Origin of the sequence: Lentibacillus halodurans, from assembly GCF_900112045.1 — a bacterium.
Lineage (GTDB): Bacteria > Bacillota > Bacilli > Bacillales > Amphibacillaceae > Lentibacillus > Lentibacillus halodurans.
Map to the genome: position 1 here is coordinate 119,832 of NZ_FOJW01000001.1, position 19,190 is coordinate 139,021.

Consider the following 19,190-nt stretch of genomic DNA (forward strand, 5'->3'; position numbering starts at 1 on the left):
TTACTTCGGAGGATACAACATGAAAGACCAATTCAAATCAGGATTTATTGCTATCATTGGCAGACCGAATGTGGGGAAGTCAACCTTTATGAATCAAATGATCGGTCAAAAAATTGCGATCATGAGCGATAAGGCACAGACAACCCGAAACAGAATCCAGGGTGTCCTGACAACAGATGATGCACAGCTGGTTTTCATTGATACACCGGGAATTCATAAGCCAAAGCACCGTTTAGGCGATTTCATGGTTAAGGTGGCTGAGGATACCTTAAATGAAGTTGATGCAGTACTGTTTATGATTAACGCAAAGCAAGGCTATGGCAGAGGAGACCAGTACATATTGGACCGGCTGCAGCAGGTCAAACGACCCGTTTTTTTGGTTATCAATAAAATCGATCTAGTTCACCCGGATGAGTTACTTCCTTTAATGGACCTTTACAAAGATAAATACCATTTTCAAGAAATTTTTCCGATATCAGCCTTGCAGGGTGATCATTTAACCCATTTACTCGGTGAAGTGAAAAAGCACATACCTGAAGGGCCGCAATATTATCCCGAGGATCATGTGACCGACCACCCTGAACGATTTATTATCAGTGAATTAATCCGCGAAAAGGTGCTGGAATTAACCAGGGAAGAAGTTCCCCATTCAATTGCAGCAGTGATTGAAAATATAGAAGAAAGGCAGTCAAATGCTGTCTTTATCCAGGCAACGATTGTGACCGAACGAAAAACGCAAAAAGGAATTGTGATCGGCAAACAGGGTGCAATGCTGAAGAATATCGGCCAAAATGCCCGCAGAGATATTGAAGCACTGCTCGGTTCAAAAGTTTACCTGGAACTGTGGGTGAAAGTCAGGAAAGATTGGCGCAACAAAGAATCCCAGCTGCATGAATTCGGTTTCCGGAGTGACGAGTATTGAACTTGGTAAATTTTAAAACTCATTGATTCAGCGCCTATGGAAAATCTAATAGCAGGAGGTCAAAAAGAAAGGTAAAAAGGAAAAATCAGCTAGGCGGAAGGAAAAACATATTTTACCGGACTTTTGGCACATCCTCTCATGAACACATTACAAACATGCAATGGAAAGGCGGGGTTTCTTGTGATCGACTTTACCTGGAAATTATTCAGTCAAACAGGAAACATTGAAACCTATTTATTATTAAAAGAGCTGGAAAAAAGTGAATCAACCGAACATAATGATAACCTGCAGGAAAAAAAGGAAAGTACTTCACTGAACACAAAATCCTAGTATAGTACTTATATCCTTAAGAAGGTGATACTGTTTGCTCGAGAAAATGCAAGGTATTGTCATGAAAACACAAGACTATGGCGAAACACACAAAATTGTTACGATATTTAGTGACCAAGCAGGAAAAATCTCTGGTATAGCCAGAGGTGCAAAGAAACCGAAAAGCAGAATGGCTGCTATTACGCAGCCATTCATATATGGTGATTTTTTTGTTTATCTTCATTCAGGGCTGAGTACGCTTCAGCAAGGAGATGTTATTTATTCATTCAGGAGCATTCGGGAGGATATCATCAAAACAGCCTATGCATCTTATGTTGTTGAGCTGACTGATAAATTAACCGATTCCCATTCACCTGATCATTTCCTGTTTAATCAGCTTTATCAGACATTAGATTGGATAGCCGAACATGCTGATGTCGCCGTCCCGATTATGATGTACGAACTGAAACTGTTTAAAACAGGCGGGTTCGCGCCAAGCGTTGATAAATGTGTACACTGCGGCGGAAACGATACACCTTTTGCTTTTTCCATAACAGAGGGCGGGTTGCTCTGTGCAAAATGCAAACACTATGATCTGCAATCCATCACACTTTCAGATAACCTGGCACGTTTATTTTATATTTTTTCCGAAATCGGATTGGAACGGGTTGGAACCATTTCGATAAAACCTGACAATCAAAAGTTGCTCCGTGATATCATAGATGCTTACTATGATCAGTATGGCGGATATTATCTCAAATCAAAACGATTTCTAAAACAATTGGATAAGCTGGAATAGACCTGTTTTATTTGACAATCAGGACATCTTATCATAATATGCTTATACATAATTTTAACAGATCTTACGATTGTGCTGATGGAGAAGAGTACTTATGGAACCTGTTATGAGCGAGTCTGGATTGGTGGGAGCCGGATAACAGGACATAAGGAATGGCGCTCCGGAACAATGATGATAAAGTGGCTCTTACAGAAAGAGCAAGTAGGGTGGAACCGCGGATAATCTCCGTCCCTATGTCGGTCAACCAGACATAGGGACGGAGATTTTTAATTTAACCGAAAAAGTATCAATAATGGTTGACCTTAAAAGAGATCTTCGGTATTCGCTATAAACGAGGCAAAGCATGAGTTTTTTCTAACAAATATGGAGGTTGTAATCATGACAATTCAGGAAATGATTTTATCATTACAAAAACATTGGTCAGATCAAAATTGCATTTTAATGCAAGCGTATGACGTCGAAAAAGGGGCTGGAACAATGTCACCGATGACGCTGCTCAGAAGTCTTGGTCCAGAACCATGGAATGTGGCATATGTTGAACCATCACGGCGCCCCGCAGATGGAAGATATGGACAAAATCCGAATCGTTTATATCAGCATCACCAATTTCAGGTTATTATGAAGCCGTCTCCCGATCATATTCAGGAATTATATCTGGAATCGCTGAGAGCACTTGGGATTAATCCGCTGGAACATGATATCCGGTTTGTAGAGGATAATTGGGAAAATCCCACTCTTGGTGCGGCCGGACTTGGATGGGAAGTATGGCTGGACGGTATGGAGATTACGCAGTTCACCTATTTTCAGCAAATTGGCGGACTTGAAGCTAACCCCGTCTCAGTGGAACTGACCTATGGAATTGAACGACTAGCATCTTATATTCAGGATAAAGAAAACGTGTTTGATCTCGAATGGACAAAAGGTGTCAGCATAAATGATATCTTTTTCCAGCCGGAATATGAACATTCCAAATATACGTTTGAGGAATCTGATACGGATATGCTTTTTCAACTGTTTGCCATGTATGAAAATGAAGCAAAGATGACGATGGAAAAAGGACTGATCTTTCCAGCATACGATTATGTTCTTAAATGTTCACATACGTTTAATTTGCTTGATGCCAAAGGTGTCATTTCTGTTACGGAACGGACAGGTTACATTTCCAGGATCCGCAATTTGGCAAGAAGTATTTCCAAGGCATATGTAGCGGAGCGGGAACGTCTAGGCTTTCCAATGCTGAAGAAGGAGGAAGAATAATGGCTGAAGATGTATTAGTAGAAATTGGACTTGAAGAACTGCCGGCACGTTTTGTCGATGATGCAGAAAAACAACTGTTGGATAACACGAAAAATTGGCTCGATGATTCACGCATTTCATTCAGTTCCATCATTTCTTTTTCAACACCGCGCAGACTGGCCGTATTAATCAAAGATGTCGCTGAAGAACAGACATCACTGGAGGAAGAAGTAAAAGGGCCGGCTTTAAAAATTGCCCGGGATGAGGAGAGCAATTGGACTAAAGCGGCTATCGGTTTTACGAAAGGCCAGGGAAAAACCGTTGATGATATCTATACAAAAGATGTTAAAGGGACGACATACATTTTTGTCAAGAAACAAATTATTGGTAAAGCAACGATTGATTTACTGCCGCAATTCAAAGATATTATTACGTCGATTCAATTTCCCAAAAATATGCGCTGGGCTGAGCAGACATTGAGATACGCACGTCCGGTAAGGTGGATTGTGGCATTATTCGGACAGGACGTCATTCCTTTTGAAGTGGCTGGTGTTAAAACGAATAACCATACGTATGGCCATCGGTTTTTGGGGGAAAAGGTGACATTATCATCTCCGGCCGATTACGAGCAAAAGCTGGAGAATCAATATGTTGTCGTCAATCCGCAAAAGCGGCGGCAAATGATTGTTGATGGCATGAAAGAGGCTGAAGCGGAGCATGATTTTCAGATTCCAGCAGACGATGAGCTGCTGCAGGAAGTATGTAATTTGGTGGAATTTCCTGCCGTTTTCACCGGGTCATTTGATCCTTCCTACTTAACATTGCCGCCTGATGTTTTGGTTACGTCCATGAAGGAGCATCAGCGTTATTTCCCTGTCAAGTCAAAGAGTGGTGAATTACTCCCATATTTTGTCGGTGTACGAAACGGTGACGAATATGCTCTTAATACGGTTATCAAAGGTAATGAAAAGGTACTGCGGGCACGGCTGTCAGATGCACAATTCTTTTTTGAAGAAGACCAAAAGCAATCAATTGACTATTATTTGGAAAAACTGGATCGGATTGTATTCCAAGAAAAACTTGGCACAATCGGTGATAAAGTTAAACGGATCACAGCTATCACAGATCGACTATCAAAATGGCTTTACCTGGATGAAGAAATTCGATCAAACGCGCTAAGGGCAGCAGAAATATGTAAATTTGATTTACCGACGAACATGGTGAATGAATTTACAAAACTCCAAGGCATCATTGGCGAAACATATGCGTTAAATGCCGGCGAGACACAAGCAGTTGCCAGAGCTGCAGCAGAACACTATTTACCCGTTCAGGCAGACGGGAAATTGCCGGAAAGCGTTGAAGGTGCAGTTGTTAGTGTTGCTGATAAACTTGACACGATTGTCGGATGCATTTCGGCCGGATTAATTCCGAGCGGTTCCCAGGATCCATACGGGCTGAGACGGCAGGCAATCGGTGTTTTAAAAATACTGAAGGCACAGGGTTGGAATATAGCTGTTGAATCGTTACTTGATTTGGCTGAACAGCAATATGATAAATTCGATCTTGACCAATCCGGAAAAGAAGAAGCTCGAACAAATACAGAGCAATTCTTCAGACATCGTATCACGTATCTTTTAAAAGAATGGTCGATTGAACCGGATGTTATTCAAGCTGTATTACACCATCAAATTGGTGTCATTCCATATATGGCGGCAAAGGCTGAAATTTTATCAGACAAACGGAATAATCCCGCATTTAAACCAGTACAGGAAGCACTCGTCCGTGTATTGAATCTAGCTGCTAAAACGGATCTGACAGATGTGGACCAGTCAATACTTAATACAGATTCTGAACAAAAGCTTTATGAAACCTTTTTGACAGTAAAGGATCTTTATCAAAAGACAAATCATAAACAGGATGCAGATAATGCATTACGTACGCTAGGAAAATTAGCGCAGCCTATCCACAATTTCTTTGATCATAATATGGTTATGGCCGATGATGAAGCGACTCGGCATAATCGATTAGCGTTGATCAATCAGATAGCAGCTTTAATATATGATTATGCTGATTTATCGTTAATCGAGTGGAAGCAGCAATTTTGATGCATATTTCCTTTTTCGCGGAGACTAGTGTATAATATTGGGATGTGGTATGTCACATTTGAGTGTGCAGGTGGTGAAAAAGTGGAATTATCAAACAGACAAGAACAGATTATCGGGATCGTGAAAGAAAACGGCCCGATAACCGGAGAAAATATAGCAGAACAATTGAATCTGACACGTGCAACGTTACGCCCGGATTTAGCCATACTGACAATGGCAGGTTTTCTCGAGGCTAGGCCGCGCGTTGGGTATTTTTATACAGGTAAGACTGGAACAGAGTTATTAACTGAGACAATCAAAAAATTTAAAGTTTACGAATACCAGTCTGTTCCTGTTGTGGTGAAAGAGGATTCATCCGTTTATGATGCTATTTCGACAATGTTTTTGGAAGATGTCGGAACCTTGTTTGTCATCAACGATCATTCATGTTTAACCGGTGTTTTATCAAGAAAAGACTTATTGCGGGCGAGTATCGGAAATCAGGATTTGGATGCCATCCCGGTACATATCATTATGACGAGGATGCCCAATATTACGGTCTGTTATCGGGATGATCTCATGATTGATGCTGCCAAAAAACTGATTGATAAGCAAATTGATGGCTTACCGGTTATAAAGGAAACAGAAAAAGGAACTGAAATTATCGGACGTATTACGAAAACGACCATCACAAAAGCATTCGTTGAACTGATTATGGATGAGCATTTATAGGGAGGAGCATTTGTCCATGGGAGATAAACCACTTGTCTACGTTCTCTCCGATTCGGTGGGGGAAACGGCAGAATTAGTTATTAAAGCGGGTTTAAGCCAATTCAATAATGGTGAATATCGAATACAGCGGGTTCCATATGTGGAAGACAAGAAAACGATTGATGACACGCTGCAGCTGGCAATGGAAAACCAGGGAATTATCGGTTTTACATTAGTAGATCCCGGGCTACGGGCTTATATAAATGAACAAGCAAGTAAAATGAACATGGAAGCCATTGATATCATGGGGCCGATGATGGAGGCGATGAAGCGCTCCTTTAACAGCAATCCTCGGTTGGAACCGGGACTCGTTCATCAGTTGGATGAAGATTATTTCAAACGTGTCGAAGCGATTGAATTTGCCGTCAAATATGATGATGGGAGAGACCCTCGCGGGATTGCCAGGGCTGATATAATTTTGGTTGGGGTTTCCCGTACATCCAAAACGCCATTATCACAATACCTCGCACATAAACGTTTGAAAGTTGCTAATGTCCCAATCGTACCGGAAGTTGATCCGCCTGAAGAGCTATTTGAAGTGGATCCCGCCAAATGTATTGGTTTGAGAATAAGTCCAAAGAAATTAAATGACATCCGAAAAGAGCGGCTTAAAGCATTGGGGCTCGGCGACCAGGCCACATACGCAAATATGGAACGAATTCATCAGGAGCTGGATTATTTTGATGAAGTTGTTGGAAAAATTGGCTGTGATGTTGTTGATGTATCACATAAAGCGGTTGAAGAAACAGCGAATACAATTATGCGAATGATCGGATAATCGCTACAATCCAAATTGAAAAACATTCTGCGGTATCAGTGGAATGTTTTTTCTGTTTTTTTCGTATCGGTTATAATTGGAGAGTTCATGAGCTCATTTGTTTATCGTTTTTCCAATATCCACTTTCTGATATAGATCCATAAAAAGAATAGACGAAAACAGTTTTTTTTATGGCATATTTTATATTTTTGTATTATAATTATATTTTGTGTGAAAATATATGAATAAATTTACTTTCGAACTATTCATGGCCATGCTATATTCAGAAAAATAAAACATTACGTTTCAGGAAGGAATAATGAAGCACAGTGTAGAATACAAGTTATGTAAAAGTATCTGCGGATTAAGCACGTTTATATGAGTGCTTCAGGAGGTACAATAATACAGTGAGTCAAAAGTCCTTCTAATGGTTGCTTCTAATGGTTGTTTAAAAAGTCCAAAAGCATACGGTTTTGGACATGCAATGTCACGTTTTGTGCCAGCGGAAGGAATTTTTTCGATTTGTAATAAAAAGATTGTCGAATCATGAAGGATTTTCTTTGGGAGTATCGAAATATAAAAGCATGGTGGTAAATATGCCTGATCAGGTATCTGAAGAGGTAATTGAAGAAGTACGTAAAGCAAATGACATAGTTGATGTTATTGGTGAATATATACAGTTGAAAAAACAGGGACGGAATTACTTTGGACTTTGTCCATTTCATGGCGAAAAAACACCTTCATTTTCCGTAACCCAGGAAAAGCAAATTTTCCATTGTTTTGGTTGCGGAAAAGGCGGAAATGTGATGACATTCATCATGGAAATGGAAGGTTATACGTTCTATGAAGCATTAAGGCTGTTGGCGGATAAAAGCGGTGTTGAATTGCCCGACATTTCACAGCAGCAAAAATCATCCATTTCTCAGGAAAGCCAGCGTATACTTTCCGCTTCCGAGTGGATCACCAAGCTTTACCATCATCTCTTACGTTATACAAAAGACGGAAAAGAAGGCTATCAATACTTTAAACAGCGCGGTATAACAGATGAAGTGATTGATGCATTCCAGCTGGGTTTCGCACCAAATATAAAGGATTTCACAGCAGAATTTCTGGCTAAAAAAGGTTTCCATCAGCAGACACTTATCAAGGCTGGCCTGTTGTCTCAGCAGGAAGATGATACTGCTGCAGACAGGTTCCGAGGCAGAGTTATATTCCCAATCCGAAATCATCTGGGAAAAACAATAGCCTTTGGCGGACGAACGATTTCAGACCAGGAACCTAAATACTTAAACAGCCCTGAAAGTGAGCTGTTTCAAAAAGGGAAAATTCTTTATAATTTTGATTTAGCTAAAAAACACATTCGTAAACAAAGTGAGGTTGTTTTATTTGAGGGCTATATGGATGTCATATCTGCTTTTCAGGCTGATGTAAAAAATGCGGTCGCAACCTTGGGGACATCCCTGACAGAATCACAGGCAAGGCTTCTGAGAAGGTATGCAGATACAGTCATCATTTGCTATGACGCTGATTCAGCAGGTATTGAAGCTGCCTATAAGGCTGCTGAATTGCTGCAAAAAGCGGGATGCCGCGTTAAAATAGCCAATTTAAGGGAAAACATGGATCCTGACGATTTTATAACGCAATTTGGTACTAAACAATTCCATGATGAGGTTCTCAAAGCAAGTCTCACATTCACAAGTTTTTATATGCGGTATCTGAAGAAAGACTTTAATCTTACGCTCGAAGGAGATCGCATACAATATATTGAAAAAGTGCTGAAATATCTCGCAAGGATTGATAGTTCCGTCGAACGGGAATATTATTTAAAAGAGATCAGTCATGCATATAATGTATCAATGGAATCATTACAGCAGGAAATCCAGGTCTATCGTCAAAAGATGGGGCCTGGTAAGGATAAGATAAAGAAGAACAGTTATACTAATAGGGCATCAAATAATGATGATACAAAAAAATTACTGCCGGCTTTTCATAATGCAGAACGGCAGCTGATTGCATATATGTTGCAAGATGCGTCCATTACTGATAAAGTGCAGGAGGAAATAGGGGCGTCCTTTAATATAGATGAGCATAAAATTATTGCTACACATCTATATGCCTACTATGAAGAAGAACATCAACCGGATGTCAGTACGTTCGTTGAAATGCTGACGGACAACAAACTGAAACAACTGGTAACAGAAATTGCTATGATACCTGTGCATGAAAATATAACGAATGATGAAATCAATGATTATATTCGGATAATACGTGCTGAAAACAGCAATAAACAAAACATTCAATCATTGAAAGAAGAACAGAGAATAGCTGAACAGCAAAACGACCCGATAAAAGCTGCCGGGATAGCAATGCAAATCATTGAGCTTCAGAAACAATGGAAGAGTATTAAATGACTGTAGTTGGAAGGAGGGGGACTCATGGCCGAAAATAAGCCTTCACAAACAAAAGAAAATAACAGTGAATTGACGCTTGAGCAGGCAAAAGACCAATTGCTTGAGATGGGTAAAAAGCGCGGCGTATTGGCTTATGAAGAAGTTGCTGACCGGCTGTCCGGTTTTGCGATCGAATCAGAACAGATGGATGAATTTTATGAGTACCTGACAGAGCAAGGTGTGGAAGTAATCGGGGATTCCGAGGAAGATCCCAAGATGCAGGAAATTGCAAAAGAGGAAGAATTTGATTTAAACGACCTCAGTGTTCCGCTTGGCATCAAAATAAATGACCCAGTTCGAATGTATTTAAAGGAAATTGGCAGGGTTGATCTATTATCGGCTGCCGAAGAAATTGATTTGGCAACCCGGATTGAGAATGGTGATGAAGAAGCAAAAAGACGGCTTTCTGAAGCAAACTTGCGGCTGGTGGTCAGTATTGCCAAGCGTTATGTCGGACGCGGCATGCTGTTCCTTGATCTGATTCAGGAAGGGAACATGGGTCTGATTAAGGCAGTCGAGAAATTTGACTACCGGAAAGGCTTTAAATTCAGCACGTATGCTACTTGGTGGATCCGCCAGGCGATTACACGGGCAATTGCAGATCAGGCTCGTACCATACGGATACCGGTTCATATGGTTGAAACAATAAACAAGCTTATCCGTGTCCAGCGCCAGCTGCTGCAGGATCTTGGCAGAGAGCCGACTCCTGAAGAGATTGGAAAAGAAATGGAACTTTCACCTGATAAAGTCCGTGAAATTTTAAAAATTGCTCAGGAACCAGTTTCACTTGAAACGCCTATCGGTGAAGAGGATGACTCACATCTGGGTGACTTTATTGAGGATCAGGAGGCCGTTTCACCATCGGACCATGCTTCATACGAATTGCTGAAAGAACAGCTTGAAGATGTGCTGGATACGCTGACGGATCGTGAGGAAAATGTGTTACGGTTGCGTTTCGGTCTTGATGACGGCAGAACCAGGACACTGGAAGAAGTAGGGAAAGTGTTTGGTGTAACGAGAGAAAGAATTCGTCAAATTGAGGCAAAAGCACTGCGGAAACTGAGACATCCAAGCCGCAGCAAACGCTTGAAAGATTTTTTGGAATAGGTATTTCAGTCATTGAGCACATTTTTTGTGTGCAATGGCTGCCATACATATTTTTGCAGAGAACCTGAAACCGGTTTGCTGCCGTTGTTATCCATTATTTTATAAAATGTCACATCTTTTTCCTTTAAACAAGATCGATTTTGGAGTAAAATATAAATGGTTATGTATCTGAAATCATGAAAGGGACTATACATAAGGAGGAACTACGATGCAGAAAAACCCGGTCATTCCTTATGCTTTAATTGCTGGTATAGGAATACTATTAGTTATTGTTGTATCATTTGTTGGCCTTGACCAACAAGAGGCTATTCAAGAAGAAGAGAATGGCGAAGAACAGGGTGAGCAGCAGGATAATCAATCCGAAGGCGGCGGTGAAGGCGAGACGGCTGCTGATGGAGAAGAAATTTTTCAAAGTAATTGTGCAAGCTGTCATGGCCAGGACTTATCAGGCGCAGCAGGACCAGCACTGGATACTGTCGGCAGCAAGTATTCCCAGGAAGAGATTGAGCAGATTATCGCAGAAGGATTTCCGGATGCGGGAATGCCTGGTGGACTTGTTCAGGGTGAAGAAGCTCAAGCTGTAGCACAGTGGCTTTCTGAGCAACAGTAATATACGACAGCGGATAATGTTAATGCTAAAGAGTAAGCTTACTGGATACGCAGCAGGCTTACTCTTTTATGTTATCATAACAATGTATCGTTACTTAAGGAGATTAACATGAACAACACAATCAAACTTTCCGGACGCCTGGAAAAAGTAGCATCATTTATAACTAAAGATGCTACGTTTGCTGATATTGGCTCAGATCATGCATATCTTCCCTGTTATGTGTGCCTGCACGATGAATATGCACGGGCAATAGCAGGTGAAGTGAATGAAGGTCCTTTTCAAAGCGCCAAGGATACGGTTGACAGTCACGGTCTGTCAGACAGGGTAGATGTACGTTTGGGAAATGGATTGCAGGTATTGCATGAGGACGAAGTTCAATTACTGGTCATGGCAGGTATGGGAGGCGCCTTGATTACAACGATTTTAGATGAGGGAAAAGACCGAATAAGCAGTGTTGAGCGAATTGTTGCCCAGCCGAATATTGATGAACGCACTGTCCGTCACTGGTTATACACCTGTGGTTTTACCATTACAAATGAAACAATGATTGAGGAGAACGGGCATATTTATGAAATCATAGTAGGCGACAAAGAATCGGGGACACAGACTTTGACTGAAAAAGAATTGTTGTTTGGGCCTCATTTATTGGAACAAAAACCGCTGCAATTTTACAAAAAATGGGAACACGAGTATGCAAAACGAAACCGGATTATAAAGCAAATGAAGAAAGCCAGTGTCCCCGATCCTGAAAAAATAGCCGTATTTGAGAAGGAATTAACCTGGATAGAGGAGGTTTTAGATCATGACAGCAGTTATTCGCAATATTGATGTCTTTAAAGCAATGGAAATATGGGCACCGAAACATTTGGCGTATGATTGGGATAATGTTGGGCTTCAGCTTGGATCTTTTCATAAACCCGTTGAAAAAGTGATGGTGTCGCTGGATGTTTTGGAGTCTACCGTTGAAGAGGCAATCGATAACAATGTCGATTTAATCATTGCCCATCACCCGTTATTGTTTAAATCCATCAAGCAACTAAATGTAGATACAGCAAAAGGACGTATCATCCAAAAGCTATTGCAGCATGATATTTCCGTATATGCCTCCCATACGAATTTAGATGCAGCAAACGGCGGTGTGAATGATATGCTTTGTGATCTGTTGGGTATTCAAAAAAGGGAAATAATGGATAATAATTATACAGAAAAATTGGTTAAGATAGCTGTATTTGTACCCCATAAACATGCAAATGATGTACGCGATGCCATGAGCAAACAAGGTGCAGGACACATCGGCGACTATAGTCACTGTACATTTCAATCACCAGGACAGGGAACATTTAAACCGCTGGATGGCACGAATCCTTATATGGGCACGCAAGGTGAAGTAGCGTTTGTTGATGAAGTAAAAATCGAAACGATCATACCAGCTGCAAAGCAGATGCCTGTACTTGATGCAATTATCGACGCGCACCCATACGAAGAAGTAGCCTATGATATTTATCCGGTTGAGAACAGTGGAGTAACATACGGGATTGGCCGGGTTGGCACGTTAGCTGAAAAGATTACACTGGAAGAACTGTGTGACCGAGTGAAAACTGCTTTTGCTGTCCAGAATGCCAGGGTAACCGGCGACTTGGCCAAAGAAGTGAAACAAGTTGCTGTCTTGGGCGGCAGTGGTGAAAAATACATCAGCAGAGCAAAGCAAATGGGTGCTGATGTCTATATAACCGGTGATATGACATTCCATGCAGCTCAGGATGCGCAAGCTATGGGATTGTCAGTTATTGACCCTGGTCATCATGTGGAAAAAGTCATGAAAGAATATACGAAAACGTATCTGGAAAGTCATTTTACAGGTAAGGAAATAAAAGTAATCGTATCGAAAGCGAATACGGACCCATTCCAATTTATTTAATGCATATTCGTGCAATTAAGTTTATAATATACAAGCACCATGTATTCGGTTTTGCACGATCTCTAAAAGGAGCACAGCAACATGGATAATCATTTTAATCAGTTTACGTTTAAGCCTGTCATGCAGGATGTCATTGACAAACTAAAATTCCATGAGCCGACACCTATTCAGAAGCAAGTGATACCAGCCATCCTGACAGGTACAAGCGTTATTGGTCAGTCACATACCGGTTCAGGGAAGACCCACGCATATCTTTTGCCGCTGTTCAATCAACTTGATGCAGATAAACGGGAAATTCAATTTGTGATGACAGCACCTACACGAGAGCTAGCGATGCAAATCCATGAAGAAGTGAAACAGATAATTGACCATGCGGGTATGAGCAAAACATGGATTGCTAAGTTGCTTGTCGGGGGAACAGACAGGCAAAAAATGATGGAGAAACTGAAGGAGCCACCACATATTATTATCGGCACACCCGGCAGGATTCTTGATTTAGTCAAGGAAGGGGCTATTTCGATTTACACGGCATCCGCTTTTGTCATCGATGAAGCTGACCTCATGCTTGACCTTGGTTTTATTCATGACGTCGACCAATTGCTTGTCCGGGCGAAAAAAGATATACAGATCCTTGCTTTTTCCGCAACCATCCCGCAGCAGCTGGAGCATTTTTACAGGAAATATTTAGAAAATCCACAGCGTATCAGAATGAATGATAAATTATCACCAGAGACGATGGAGCACCTGTTAGTTCCTCGCAGACACCGGGATGCATCCGATGTGATCATGGATATTTCCAAAACGATTCATCCCTATTTAGCCATCATTTTTACAAACGGAAAAGAGGCTGCCGATACATTGGCGCTGTCATTGCTGCAAAAAGGGCTAAATGTTGGAATTATGCATGGCGGGCTGTCACCCAGAGAACGTAAACGGACACTAAAGGAAATTCAAAACCTTCGTTACCAGTATATCGTTGCGACCGATCTCGCATCACGAGGAATCGATATTAAAGGAGTCAGTCATATTATTAACGCGCAACTGCCGAAAGAGGAAGACTTTTATGTGCACCGAGCCGGCAGAACAGCACGTGCGGGACTAGAAGGCACAGTCATCAGTTTATATGATGATCAGGATATACGGCTGATTGAAAAATTAAAACATAAAGGACTGGCATTTAGATTTCGGGATATCAAAAATGGGGAATGGAAAGAAATCAAATCCTGGAATGAACGCAACAGCCGTGGGAAAAAATCCAGCAGTACCGATGCCGAGGCATGGAAAAAAGTTAAAAAATCCAAAGAAGTAAAACCTGGCTATAAGAAAAAAATGAAAAAACAGCAGGAAAAAATCAAGAAGCAAATGGTGCAGAAATCAACTAAAAAGCGAAAATAATGTTGGGGTGAGGATATGTTAAAAATTGGATCACATGTATCAATGAGCGGAAAAAAGATGCTGCAAGGTTCCAGTGAGCTAGCAGCTTCATACGGTTCCAACGTGTTTATGATTTACACTGGGGCACCACAGAACACGCGAAGAAAAGCGATTAATGAATTAAATATTGAAGCAGGCCGAGAGCATATGGAGGAGAATGGCATCATTGATGTCGTTGTCCATGCTCCATATATTATCAATATCGGCAATACCGTTAAGCCTGAAACGTTTGATTTGGGCGTCAATTTTTTACGAAACGAGATTGAACGGACTGCTGCAATAGGGGCGGAACAAATTGTGCTGCATCCGGGGTCACACGTTGGCGCAGGGGCTGATAAAGGAATTGAAAAAATTATTGAAGGATTAAATGAAGTACTTGAAAAAGACAAAGATGTTCAGATAGCACTTGAAACGATGGCAGGCAAAGGATCGGAAATCGGACGCACGTTTGATGAACTGGCAAAGATTTTTGATGGGGTAACACATAATGAAAAATTGTCAGTCTGCCTTGACACCTGTCATATTCATGACGGTGGCTATAATGTTGTCGATGATTTTGACGGCGTACTGGACGAATTCGACAAAACCATCGGAATTAATCGTCTGAAAGTTGTTCATGTCAATGACAGCAAAAATGAACAAGGTGCACACAAGGATCGCCATGAGAACATCGGATTTGGGCATATTGGCTTTGACGCTCTGCATTATGTGATCACACATCCGCAATTGGATGGGCTGCCGAAAATCTTGGAAACACCTTTTGTTGGGGAAGATAAGAAAAACAAAAAACCGCCATACAAATTTGAAATTGACATGATTAAAAACGGTAAATTCGATATGGATTTAAAAGAAAAAATAATCAATCAATGATGAATCCATGTCATCAGAAAGTCAGAGCGGGAAAAGGTTACCGGGAGGAATGAATCGGTTGCCTTTTCCTGCTTTTATTTTCCTTTCCTTATTTAAATAAATGCTCTGCACCATAGGATTTTATCATCTTCTGGAATAATGACTGTGCTTGATTGGCCGTTTCTTGGTCAGTTATCCTCGCCAATTCCTTAAACATTTTTGCACGCTTACCTGGATCAAATGGGTCAATTGGATTTTGACGTAAATATGCCGTAATAAGCCTAGCTTGTTCCTTGCTAATGGAGAAATTATATTGACGCGCATAATAAAGCAGTTCATCAGGTGATAGCTGCTTTAGTTTTTTGTTGATCATTTGTTTAATAAATGTCGACATATATCCTGCTCCTTCATAAGTGTTCTATTTCATTTATATGCAAAAAACAAGAAAAATGAACTTGTTTCTCAACAAGTCATTTCCATTAACTACCAGTTGTATATTTATAAACCATCCATAAACTATAAGCGCACCTCATTTCAGAAGGAGAGGTCTCACTGATGGATGAAGATAATCGCCGTCTTGACAGCACAGAAAACGGTCCAAAGCTAGAAGAAGAGCCGGACACAGATGATATGGTTGCCACTAATTTTGATGGTGAGCAGCCACGTATGGAAGACATCCAAGGTCAACGGCGGGATGAAGAATTTGCCAATGAGATGACTGCGGATGACATTGATGAGCCAGCTGATTCTGATGAAAATGGCATACAGGCAAATGGTGCCTTTGGATGGATTGCGCTGGCATTATCCATTATCTCGTTTTTCATGATGCCAATTATTCTTGGCGGTGCAGGGATTATAATGGGATTTGTGTCAAGGAACCGAGGTGCGGAAACGCTTGGTAATACCGCAATCATTGCAGGTGCAATCTCTATCCTGCTTACACTGTTTGTCCTTCCATATGTGTAGTGAAAAGGGGCTGAATGTTCAGCCCCTTTTCCAATTAATATAGAGGAAAATAATAATATTCCCCGGTTTGGATATGGAGTGGTTCCACACCAGGGTTTAAAGCCTTAAAGTCATCCAAAATTTGCGAAATGTCCAAATCATTGTTATTCTGTTTATTCAATTCCTCCACAATGGATAGTACTGTATCACCTGTATTGGTTTGTACTTTTATGAAAGTTATATTTTCCTGTTCAACTATAGGTGGATTATTTTGAGAATCCAGGTTATTGTTTAATGGTGTCCCAACAGTTAAATCTTGGTGGACACTTATTAAAAAAAGGATGATAAACGTATATAGAAGCAGTTTTTTTATTGAATTCATACTTATTGCTCCTTATAATGAAACCAATCTTTATCCATGATCGTATAATAAAGGGAATGGGGGAATGATGATGGATGTTTTTTCATTGGACTGGATTGGCTTTATTTTGACTGGTTTTGGTACATTATTCCTGATCGGTGAACTGCTCGTTAATATGCGCGGTTTTTTTGGCTTGATTGGTATGGGCTTCATTATCGTTTATTTTGCAGTTTATCTGGAAACAGGCTCTTTTATCATTATGCTTATTATTTATTTAATCGGAATATTACTTATAATGCTCGATGGCAAAGTGGTCAATGAAGGTACATTGGCAATTATCGGACTTGCCTGTATGCTTATGGCAGTTGCATTGGCTGCTCCAAGCATATTTGCAAGTATGTATGCGGTCATTGGCGTTCTTATTGGGGGATTTTCTTCTCTTCTCTTTTTAAAAGTATTCAAACGCAGGGATATGTGGTCCAAATTAACGTTAAAGGATCAGTTAACATCAGAGAAGGGGTATAACGCCATGAATCAGGACTATGAAAAATTGCTCGGTCAATCGGGGATGACCTTGAGTGATTTACGTCCGGTTGGAACCATAAGGGTAAACCATAAAAATTACAGTGCGGTTTCAAATGCCGAGTGGATTTCTAAAGACAGTGAAATAAAAGTAGTGCATGTGGATGGAACCAAAATTTTAGTTGAAAAAACGAATCACGAATACAGTGAAACTCATGGATCGCAATGATTCATGGGTATTTTTTTGAAAGATGGCGGGATGCTTTCTCATCTCACCGACGTTTGGCGGATAAACCAGGTCTTACGGGAATGAATTTTCAGCTGTTAGGGGAACTAATAAAATGACTGCTAGATGGAATGTAAATTTTATGTTAAGTTTTCGATAACAACCTTTACAAAACACCAATTGTACTTTAATAATGGGGAAGGTATGTGACAAATTTCAGCATGATTTGAAGGGTGGAATATTTTTGGAGATCGATGTGCAAACACTGATATTTGAATTTATCGGTGGATTGGGTATTTTCCTATTAGGCATTAAATATATGGGAGAAGGTTTACAGAAATCCGCCGGCGACAGGCTCCGGAACATACTTGACAAAACGACCAGCAATCCATTCCTTGGTGTATTGGCCGGTATAGTGGTGACCATTTTAATTCAAAGCAGTTCCGGGACGACTGTATTGACTGTCGGGTTGGTTAATGCCGGTTTCATGACACTTAGACAAGCTATAGGCGTGATCATGGGTGCCAATGTCGGCACAACTGTAACTGCTTTTATTATTGGTATTGATTTAGGTGAGTATGCGCTACCGATCATAGCTGTTGGGTGTTTCCTGCTGTTTTTCTTCAAGAATCAGAAAGTTAATAACGTTGGACAGGCCGTTTTTGGATTTGGTGCATTGTTCTTCGGGCTGGAATTGATGAGCAGTGGTATGTCACCATTGCGTGAAGTACAGGCTTTTCAGGATCTTACGCTGAGCATGAGTGAACACTCTATTTTAGGTATTGTGATCGGTACATTATTTACATTTATCGTACAGAGTTCAACGGCTACAATCGGCATTTTGCAGGGTCTTTTTGCTGAAGGCGCCATAGGGCTGGAAGCTGCACTGCCGGTATTGTTCGGGGATAATATCGGTACAACAATTACAGCGGTTCTTGCATCAATTGGGGCAACCGTTGCAGCCAAACGTGCAGCATATGTTCATGTGATTTTTAACCTAGTTGGCGCGGTAATTATAATACTGTTGCTTGGCCTGTTCAGCCAATATGTCATGTACTTGCAGTCTGCATTGGATCTTAATCCGGAAATGACCATCGCATTTGCACATGGAAGTTTTAATCTGGCGAATCTGATGATTCAATTTCCATTTATTGGAGCTCTTGCATGGATTGTGACCAAAATCATTCCAGGCGATGATACGGTTGTTGAATACAAGCCTAAGCATTTAGACCCGATCTTTATTCAGCAATCATCCACACTCGCTTTGGATCAGGCTAAGGCAGAAATTATCCGTATGGGTGATTATGCATATAAAGGGCTGGAAGAGACAAATCTATATTTAACAACACAAAATCAGAAGCATTCAGAAATGTCCATGCAAATTGAGGGTGCTCTCAATAATCTGGACCGAAAAATTACAGATTATTTAGTGGATCTGTCCGGCGAATCAATGTCTGAAACAGAAGGTGCCAAACACACAGTCCTGATGGATTCTGTTCGGGATATTGAGCGGATAGGTGATCATTTTGAAAATATTATTGAATTAATTGATTATAAAATATCCAATAAGGTTCATATGACAGAACAGGCACAGGAAGACTTGAATAATATGTTTGACTTGACGATTATGACTGTAAAACAGTCAGTTAAGGCGCTTGAGGATATGGATCGTGAAGAAGCGTTGGCAGTTATACAAAAAGAGGATCAAATTGACAGAATGGAACGAAACTACCGCAAAAAACATATTATTCGCATGAATGAAGGACTCTGTTCCGGATCGGCGGGAATTGTTTTTGTGGATATTATTAGTAACCTGGAACGGATAGGGGACCACGCTGTTAATATTGCCGAAGCTGTTTTAGGTGAATAGAGGTGTTCTTCAACACACAG

The 19,190-nt window shown here is 40.7% G+C and carries 19 protein-coding genes and 1 other annotated feature; of the genes, 17 read left to right on the forward strand and 2 right to left on the reverse strand.

Annotated features, from left to right (window positions below):
• The first annotated feature begins 19 nt into the window (after window positions 1–19).
• The 14 genes from era (at window position 20) to BM195_RS00670 (ending at window position 15,267) form a co-directional block, all read left to right on the forward strand.
• A complete protein-coding gene (era, locus tag BM195_RS00605) occupies window positions 20–922 on the forward strand; it encodes a GTPase Era (RefSeq protein WP_090232117.1) in 903 nt (300 codons plus the stop codon).
• Window positions 923–1,102: 180 nt separating this feature from the next.
• On the forward strand, window positions 1,103–1,252 hold the full coding sequence (locus tag BM195_RS00610) for a YqzL family protein (protein ID WP_090232119.1): 150 nt from the start codon (window positions 1,103–1,105) through the stop codon (window positions 1,250–1,252).
• A 34-nt stretch (window positions 1,253–1,286) separates the two neighbouring features.
• Window positions 1,287–2,030, forward strand: coding sequence for a DNA repair protein RecO (recO, locus tag BM195_RS00615; RefSeq protein ID WP_090232122.1), 744 nt, complete (start codon window positions 1,287–1,289; stop codon window positions 2,028–2,030).
• Window positions 2,031–2,096: 66 nt separating this feature from the next.
• Window positions 2,097–2,266, forward strand: a binding site (T-box leader).
• A 142-nt stretch (window positions 2,267–2,408) separates the two neighbouring features.
• Window positions 2,409–3,287 carry a glycine--tRNA ligase subunit alpha gene (gene glyQ, locus BM195_RS00620; RefSeq protein WP_090232125.1) on the forward strand — a complete coding sequence of 293 codons (879 nt, stop codon included), beginning with the start codon at window positions 2,409–2,411 and terminating at the stop codon, window positions 3,285–3,287.
• Window positions 3,287–5,371 carry a glycine--tRNA ligase subunit beta gene (gene glyS / locus BM195_RS00625; RefSeq protein ID WP_090232128.1) on the forward strand — a complete coding sequence of 695 codons (2,085 nt, stop codon included), beginning with the start codon at window positions 3,287–3,289 and terminating at the stop codon, window positions 5,369–5,371. Before glyQ ends, glyS begins: the two co-directional genes overlap by 1 nt.
• 42 nt (window positions 5,372–5,413) lie before the next feature.
• Entirely contained in the window at window positions 5,414–6,082 is a 669-nt protein-coding gene (gene ccpN / locus BM195_RS00630; RefSeq protein ID WP_090233151.1) for a transcriptional regulator CcpN, read from the forward strand.
• Between the two features lie 16 nt (window positions 6,083–6,098).
• Window positions 6,099–6,899 (forward strand): pyruvate, water dikinase regulatory protein, encoded by an 801-nt coding sequence (locus BM195_RS00635; RefSeq protein ID WP_090232130.1) that lies wholly within the window; start codon window positions 6,099–6,101, stop codon window positions 6,897–6,899.
• 575 nt (window positions 6,900–7,474) lie between these two features.
• A complete protein-coding gene (gene dnaG / locus BM195_RS00640; RefSeq protein ID WP_090232133.1) occupies window positions 7,475–9,289 on the forward strand; it encodes a DNA primase in 1,815 nt (604 codons plus the stop codon).
• Between the two features lie 24 nt (window positions 9,290–9,313).
• Window positions 9,314–10,435 (forward strand): RNA polymerase sigma factor RpoD, encoded by a 1,122-nt coding sequence (gene rpoD, locus BM195_RS00645; protein ID WP_090232135.1) that lies wholly within the window; start codon window positions 9,314–9,316, stop codon window positions 10,433–10,435.
• A gap of 208 nt (window positions 10,436–10,643) precedes the next feature.
• On the forward strand, window positions 10,644–11,045 hold the full coding sequence (gene cccA / locus BM195_RS00650) for a cytochrome c550 (protein WP_090232138.1): 402 nt from the start codon (window positions 10,644–10,646) through the stop codon (window positions 11,043–11,045).
• Window positions 11,046–11,153: 108 nt separating this feature from the next.
• On the forward strand, window positions 11,154–11,873 hold the full coding sequence (locus tag BM195_RS00655) for a tRNA (adenine(22)-N(1))-methyltransferase (RefSeq protein WP_090232141.1): 720 nt from the start codon (window positions 11,154–11,156) through the stop codon (window positions 11,871–11,873).
• Window positions 11,848–12,963 carry a Nif3-like dinuclear metal center hexameric protein gene (locus BM195_RS00660; RefSeq protein ID WP_090232144.1) on the forward strand — a complete coding sequence of 372 codons (1,116 nt, stop codon included), beginning with the start codon at window positions 11,848–11,850 and terminating at the stop codon, window positions 12,961–12,963. The genes BM195_RS00655 and BM195_RS00660 overlap by 26 nt, the downstream gene beginning before the upstream one ends.
• Before the next feature lie 81 nt (window positions 12,964–13,044).
• Window positions 13,045–14,358, forward strand: a complete 1,314-nt coding sequence (locus BM195_RS00665; protein WP_090232146.1) for a DEAD/DEAH box helicase — start codon at window positions 13,045–13,047, stop codon at window positions 14,356–14,358.
• 15 nt (window positions 14,359–14,373) lie between these two features.
• The gene (locus BM195_RS00670) at window positions 14,374–15,267 is read left to right on the forward strand and encodes a deoxyribonuclease IV (protein WP_090232148.1); all 894 of its coding nucleotides are present in this window, start codon (window positions 14,374–14,376) and stop codon (window positions 15,265–15,267) included.
• Window positions 15,268–15,355: 88 nt separating this feature from the next.
• Here the strand turns inward: BM195_RS00670 and BM195_RS00675 are convergent, their stop codons facing one another.
• Entirely contained in the window at window positions 15,356–15,640 is a 285-nt protein-coding gene (locus tag BM195_RS00675) for a DUF2624 domain-containing protein (protein ID WP_090232150.1), read from the reverse strand.
• 161 nt (window positions 15,641–15,801) lie between these two features.
• On the opposite strand from BM195_RS00675, the gene BM195_RS00680 reads away from it, so the two are divergent.
• Window positions 15,802–16,212, forward strand: coding sequence for an MATE family efflux transporter (locus BM195_RS00680; RefSeq protein ID WP_090232153.1), 411 nt, complete (start codon window positions 15,802–15,804; stop codon window positions 16,210–16,212).
• 34 nt (window positions 16,213–16,246) lie between these two features.
• Here BM195_RS00680 and BM195_RS00685 read toward each other — a convergent pair whose 3' ends face one another.
• Window positions 16,247–16,573: a hypothetical protein gene (locus BM195_RS00685; RefSeq protein WP_090232155.1), complete on the reverse strand. Its 327-nt coding sequence runs from the start codon at window positions 16,571–16,573 to the stop codon at window positions 16,247–16,249.
• A 70-nt stretch (window positions 16,574–16,643) separates the two neighbouring features.
• Here BM195_RS00685 and BM195_RS00690 point away from each other — a divergent pair, with 70 nt between their 5' ends.
• Together BM195_RS00690 and BM195_RS00695 are read left to right on the forward strand one after the other, a co-directional pair.
• Window positions 16,644–17,303 carry an NfeD family protein gene (locus BM195_RS00690; RefSeq protein ID WP_090232158.1) on the forward strand — a complete coding sequence of 220 codons (660 nt, stop codon included), beginning with the start codon at window positions 16,644–16,646 and terminating at the stop codon, window positions 17,301–17,303.
• 241 nt (window positions 17,304–17,544) lie between these two features.
• A complete protein-coding gene (locus BM195_RS00695; protein ID WP_090232160.1) occupies window positions 17,545–19,170 on the forward strand; it encodes a Na/Pi cotransporter family protein in 1,626 nt (541 codons plus the stop codon).
• Window positions 19,171–19,190 lie beyond the last annotated feature (20 nt).

Bases quoted from the DNA above. Each gene is read 5' to 3' on its own strand.
- era (WP_090232117.1), top strand. From the start codon at position 20: ATGAAAGACCAATTCAAATCAGGATTTATTGCTATCATTGGCAGACCG.
- glyQ (WP_090232125.1), top strand. From the start codon at position 2,409: ATGACAATTCAGGAAATGATTTTATCATTACAAAAACATTGGTCAGAT.
- glyS (WP_090232128.1), top strand. From the start codon at position 3,287: ATGGCTGAAGATGTATTAGTAGAAATTGGACTTGAAGAACTGCCGGCA.
- ccpN (WP_090233151.1), top strand. From the start codon at position 5,414: ATGTGGTATGTCACATTTGAGTGTGCAGGTGGTGAAAAAGTGGAATTA.
- BM195_RS00635 (WP_090232130.1), top strand. From the start codon at position 6,099: ATGGGAGATAAACCACTTGTCTACGTTCTCTCCGATTCGGTGGGGGAA.
- dnaG (WP_090232133.1), top strand. From the start codon at position 7,475: ATGCCTGATCAGGTATCTGAAGAGGTAATTGAAGAAGTACGTAAAGCA.
- rpoD (WP_090232135.1), top strand. From the start codon at position 9,314: ATGGCCGAAAATAAGCCTTCACAAACAAAAGAAAATAACAGTGAATTG.
- cccA (WP_090232138.1), top strand. From the start codon at position 10,644: ATGCAGAAAAACCCGGTCATTCCTTATGCTTTAATTGCTGGTATAGGA.
- BM195_RS00655 (WP_090232141.1), top strand. From the start codon at position 11,154: ATGAACAACACAATCAAACTTTCCGGACGCCTGGAAAAAGTAGCATCA.
- BM195_RS00660 (WP_090232144.1), top strand. From the start codon at position 11,848: ATGACAGCAGTTATTCGCAATATTGATGTCTTTAAAGCAATGGAAATA.
- BM195_RS00665 (WP_090232146.1), top strand. From the start codon at position 13,045: ATGGATAATCATTTTAATCAGTTTACGTTTAAGCCTGTCATGCAGGAT.
- BM195_RS00670 (WP_090232148.1), top strand. From the start codon at position 14,374: ATGTTAAAAATTGGATCACATGTATCAATGAGCGGAAAAAAGATGCTG.
- BM195_RS00675 (WP_090232150.1), bottom strand. From the start codon at position 15,640: ATGTCGACATTTATTAAACAAATGATCAACAAAAAACTAAAGCAGCTA.
- BM195_RS00680 (WP_090232153.1), top strand. From the start codon at position 15,802: ATGGATGAAGATAATCGCCGTCTTGACAGCACAGAAAACGGTCCAAAG.
- BM195_RS00685 (WP_090232155.1), bottom strand. From the start codon at position 16,573: ATGAATTCAATAAAAAAACTGCTTCTATATACGTTTATCATCCTTTTT.
- BM195_RS00690 (WP_090232158.1), top strand. From the start codon at position 16,644: ATGGATGTTTTTTCATTGGACTGGATTGGCTTTATTTTGACTGGTTTT.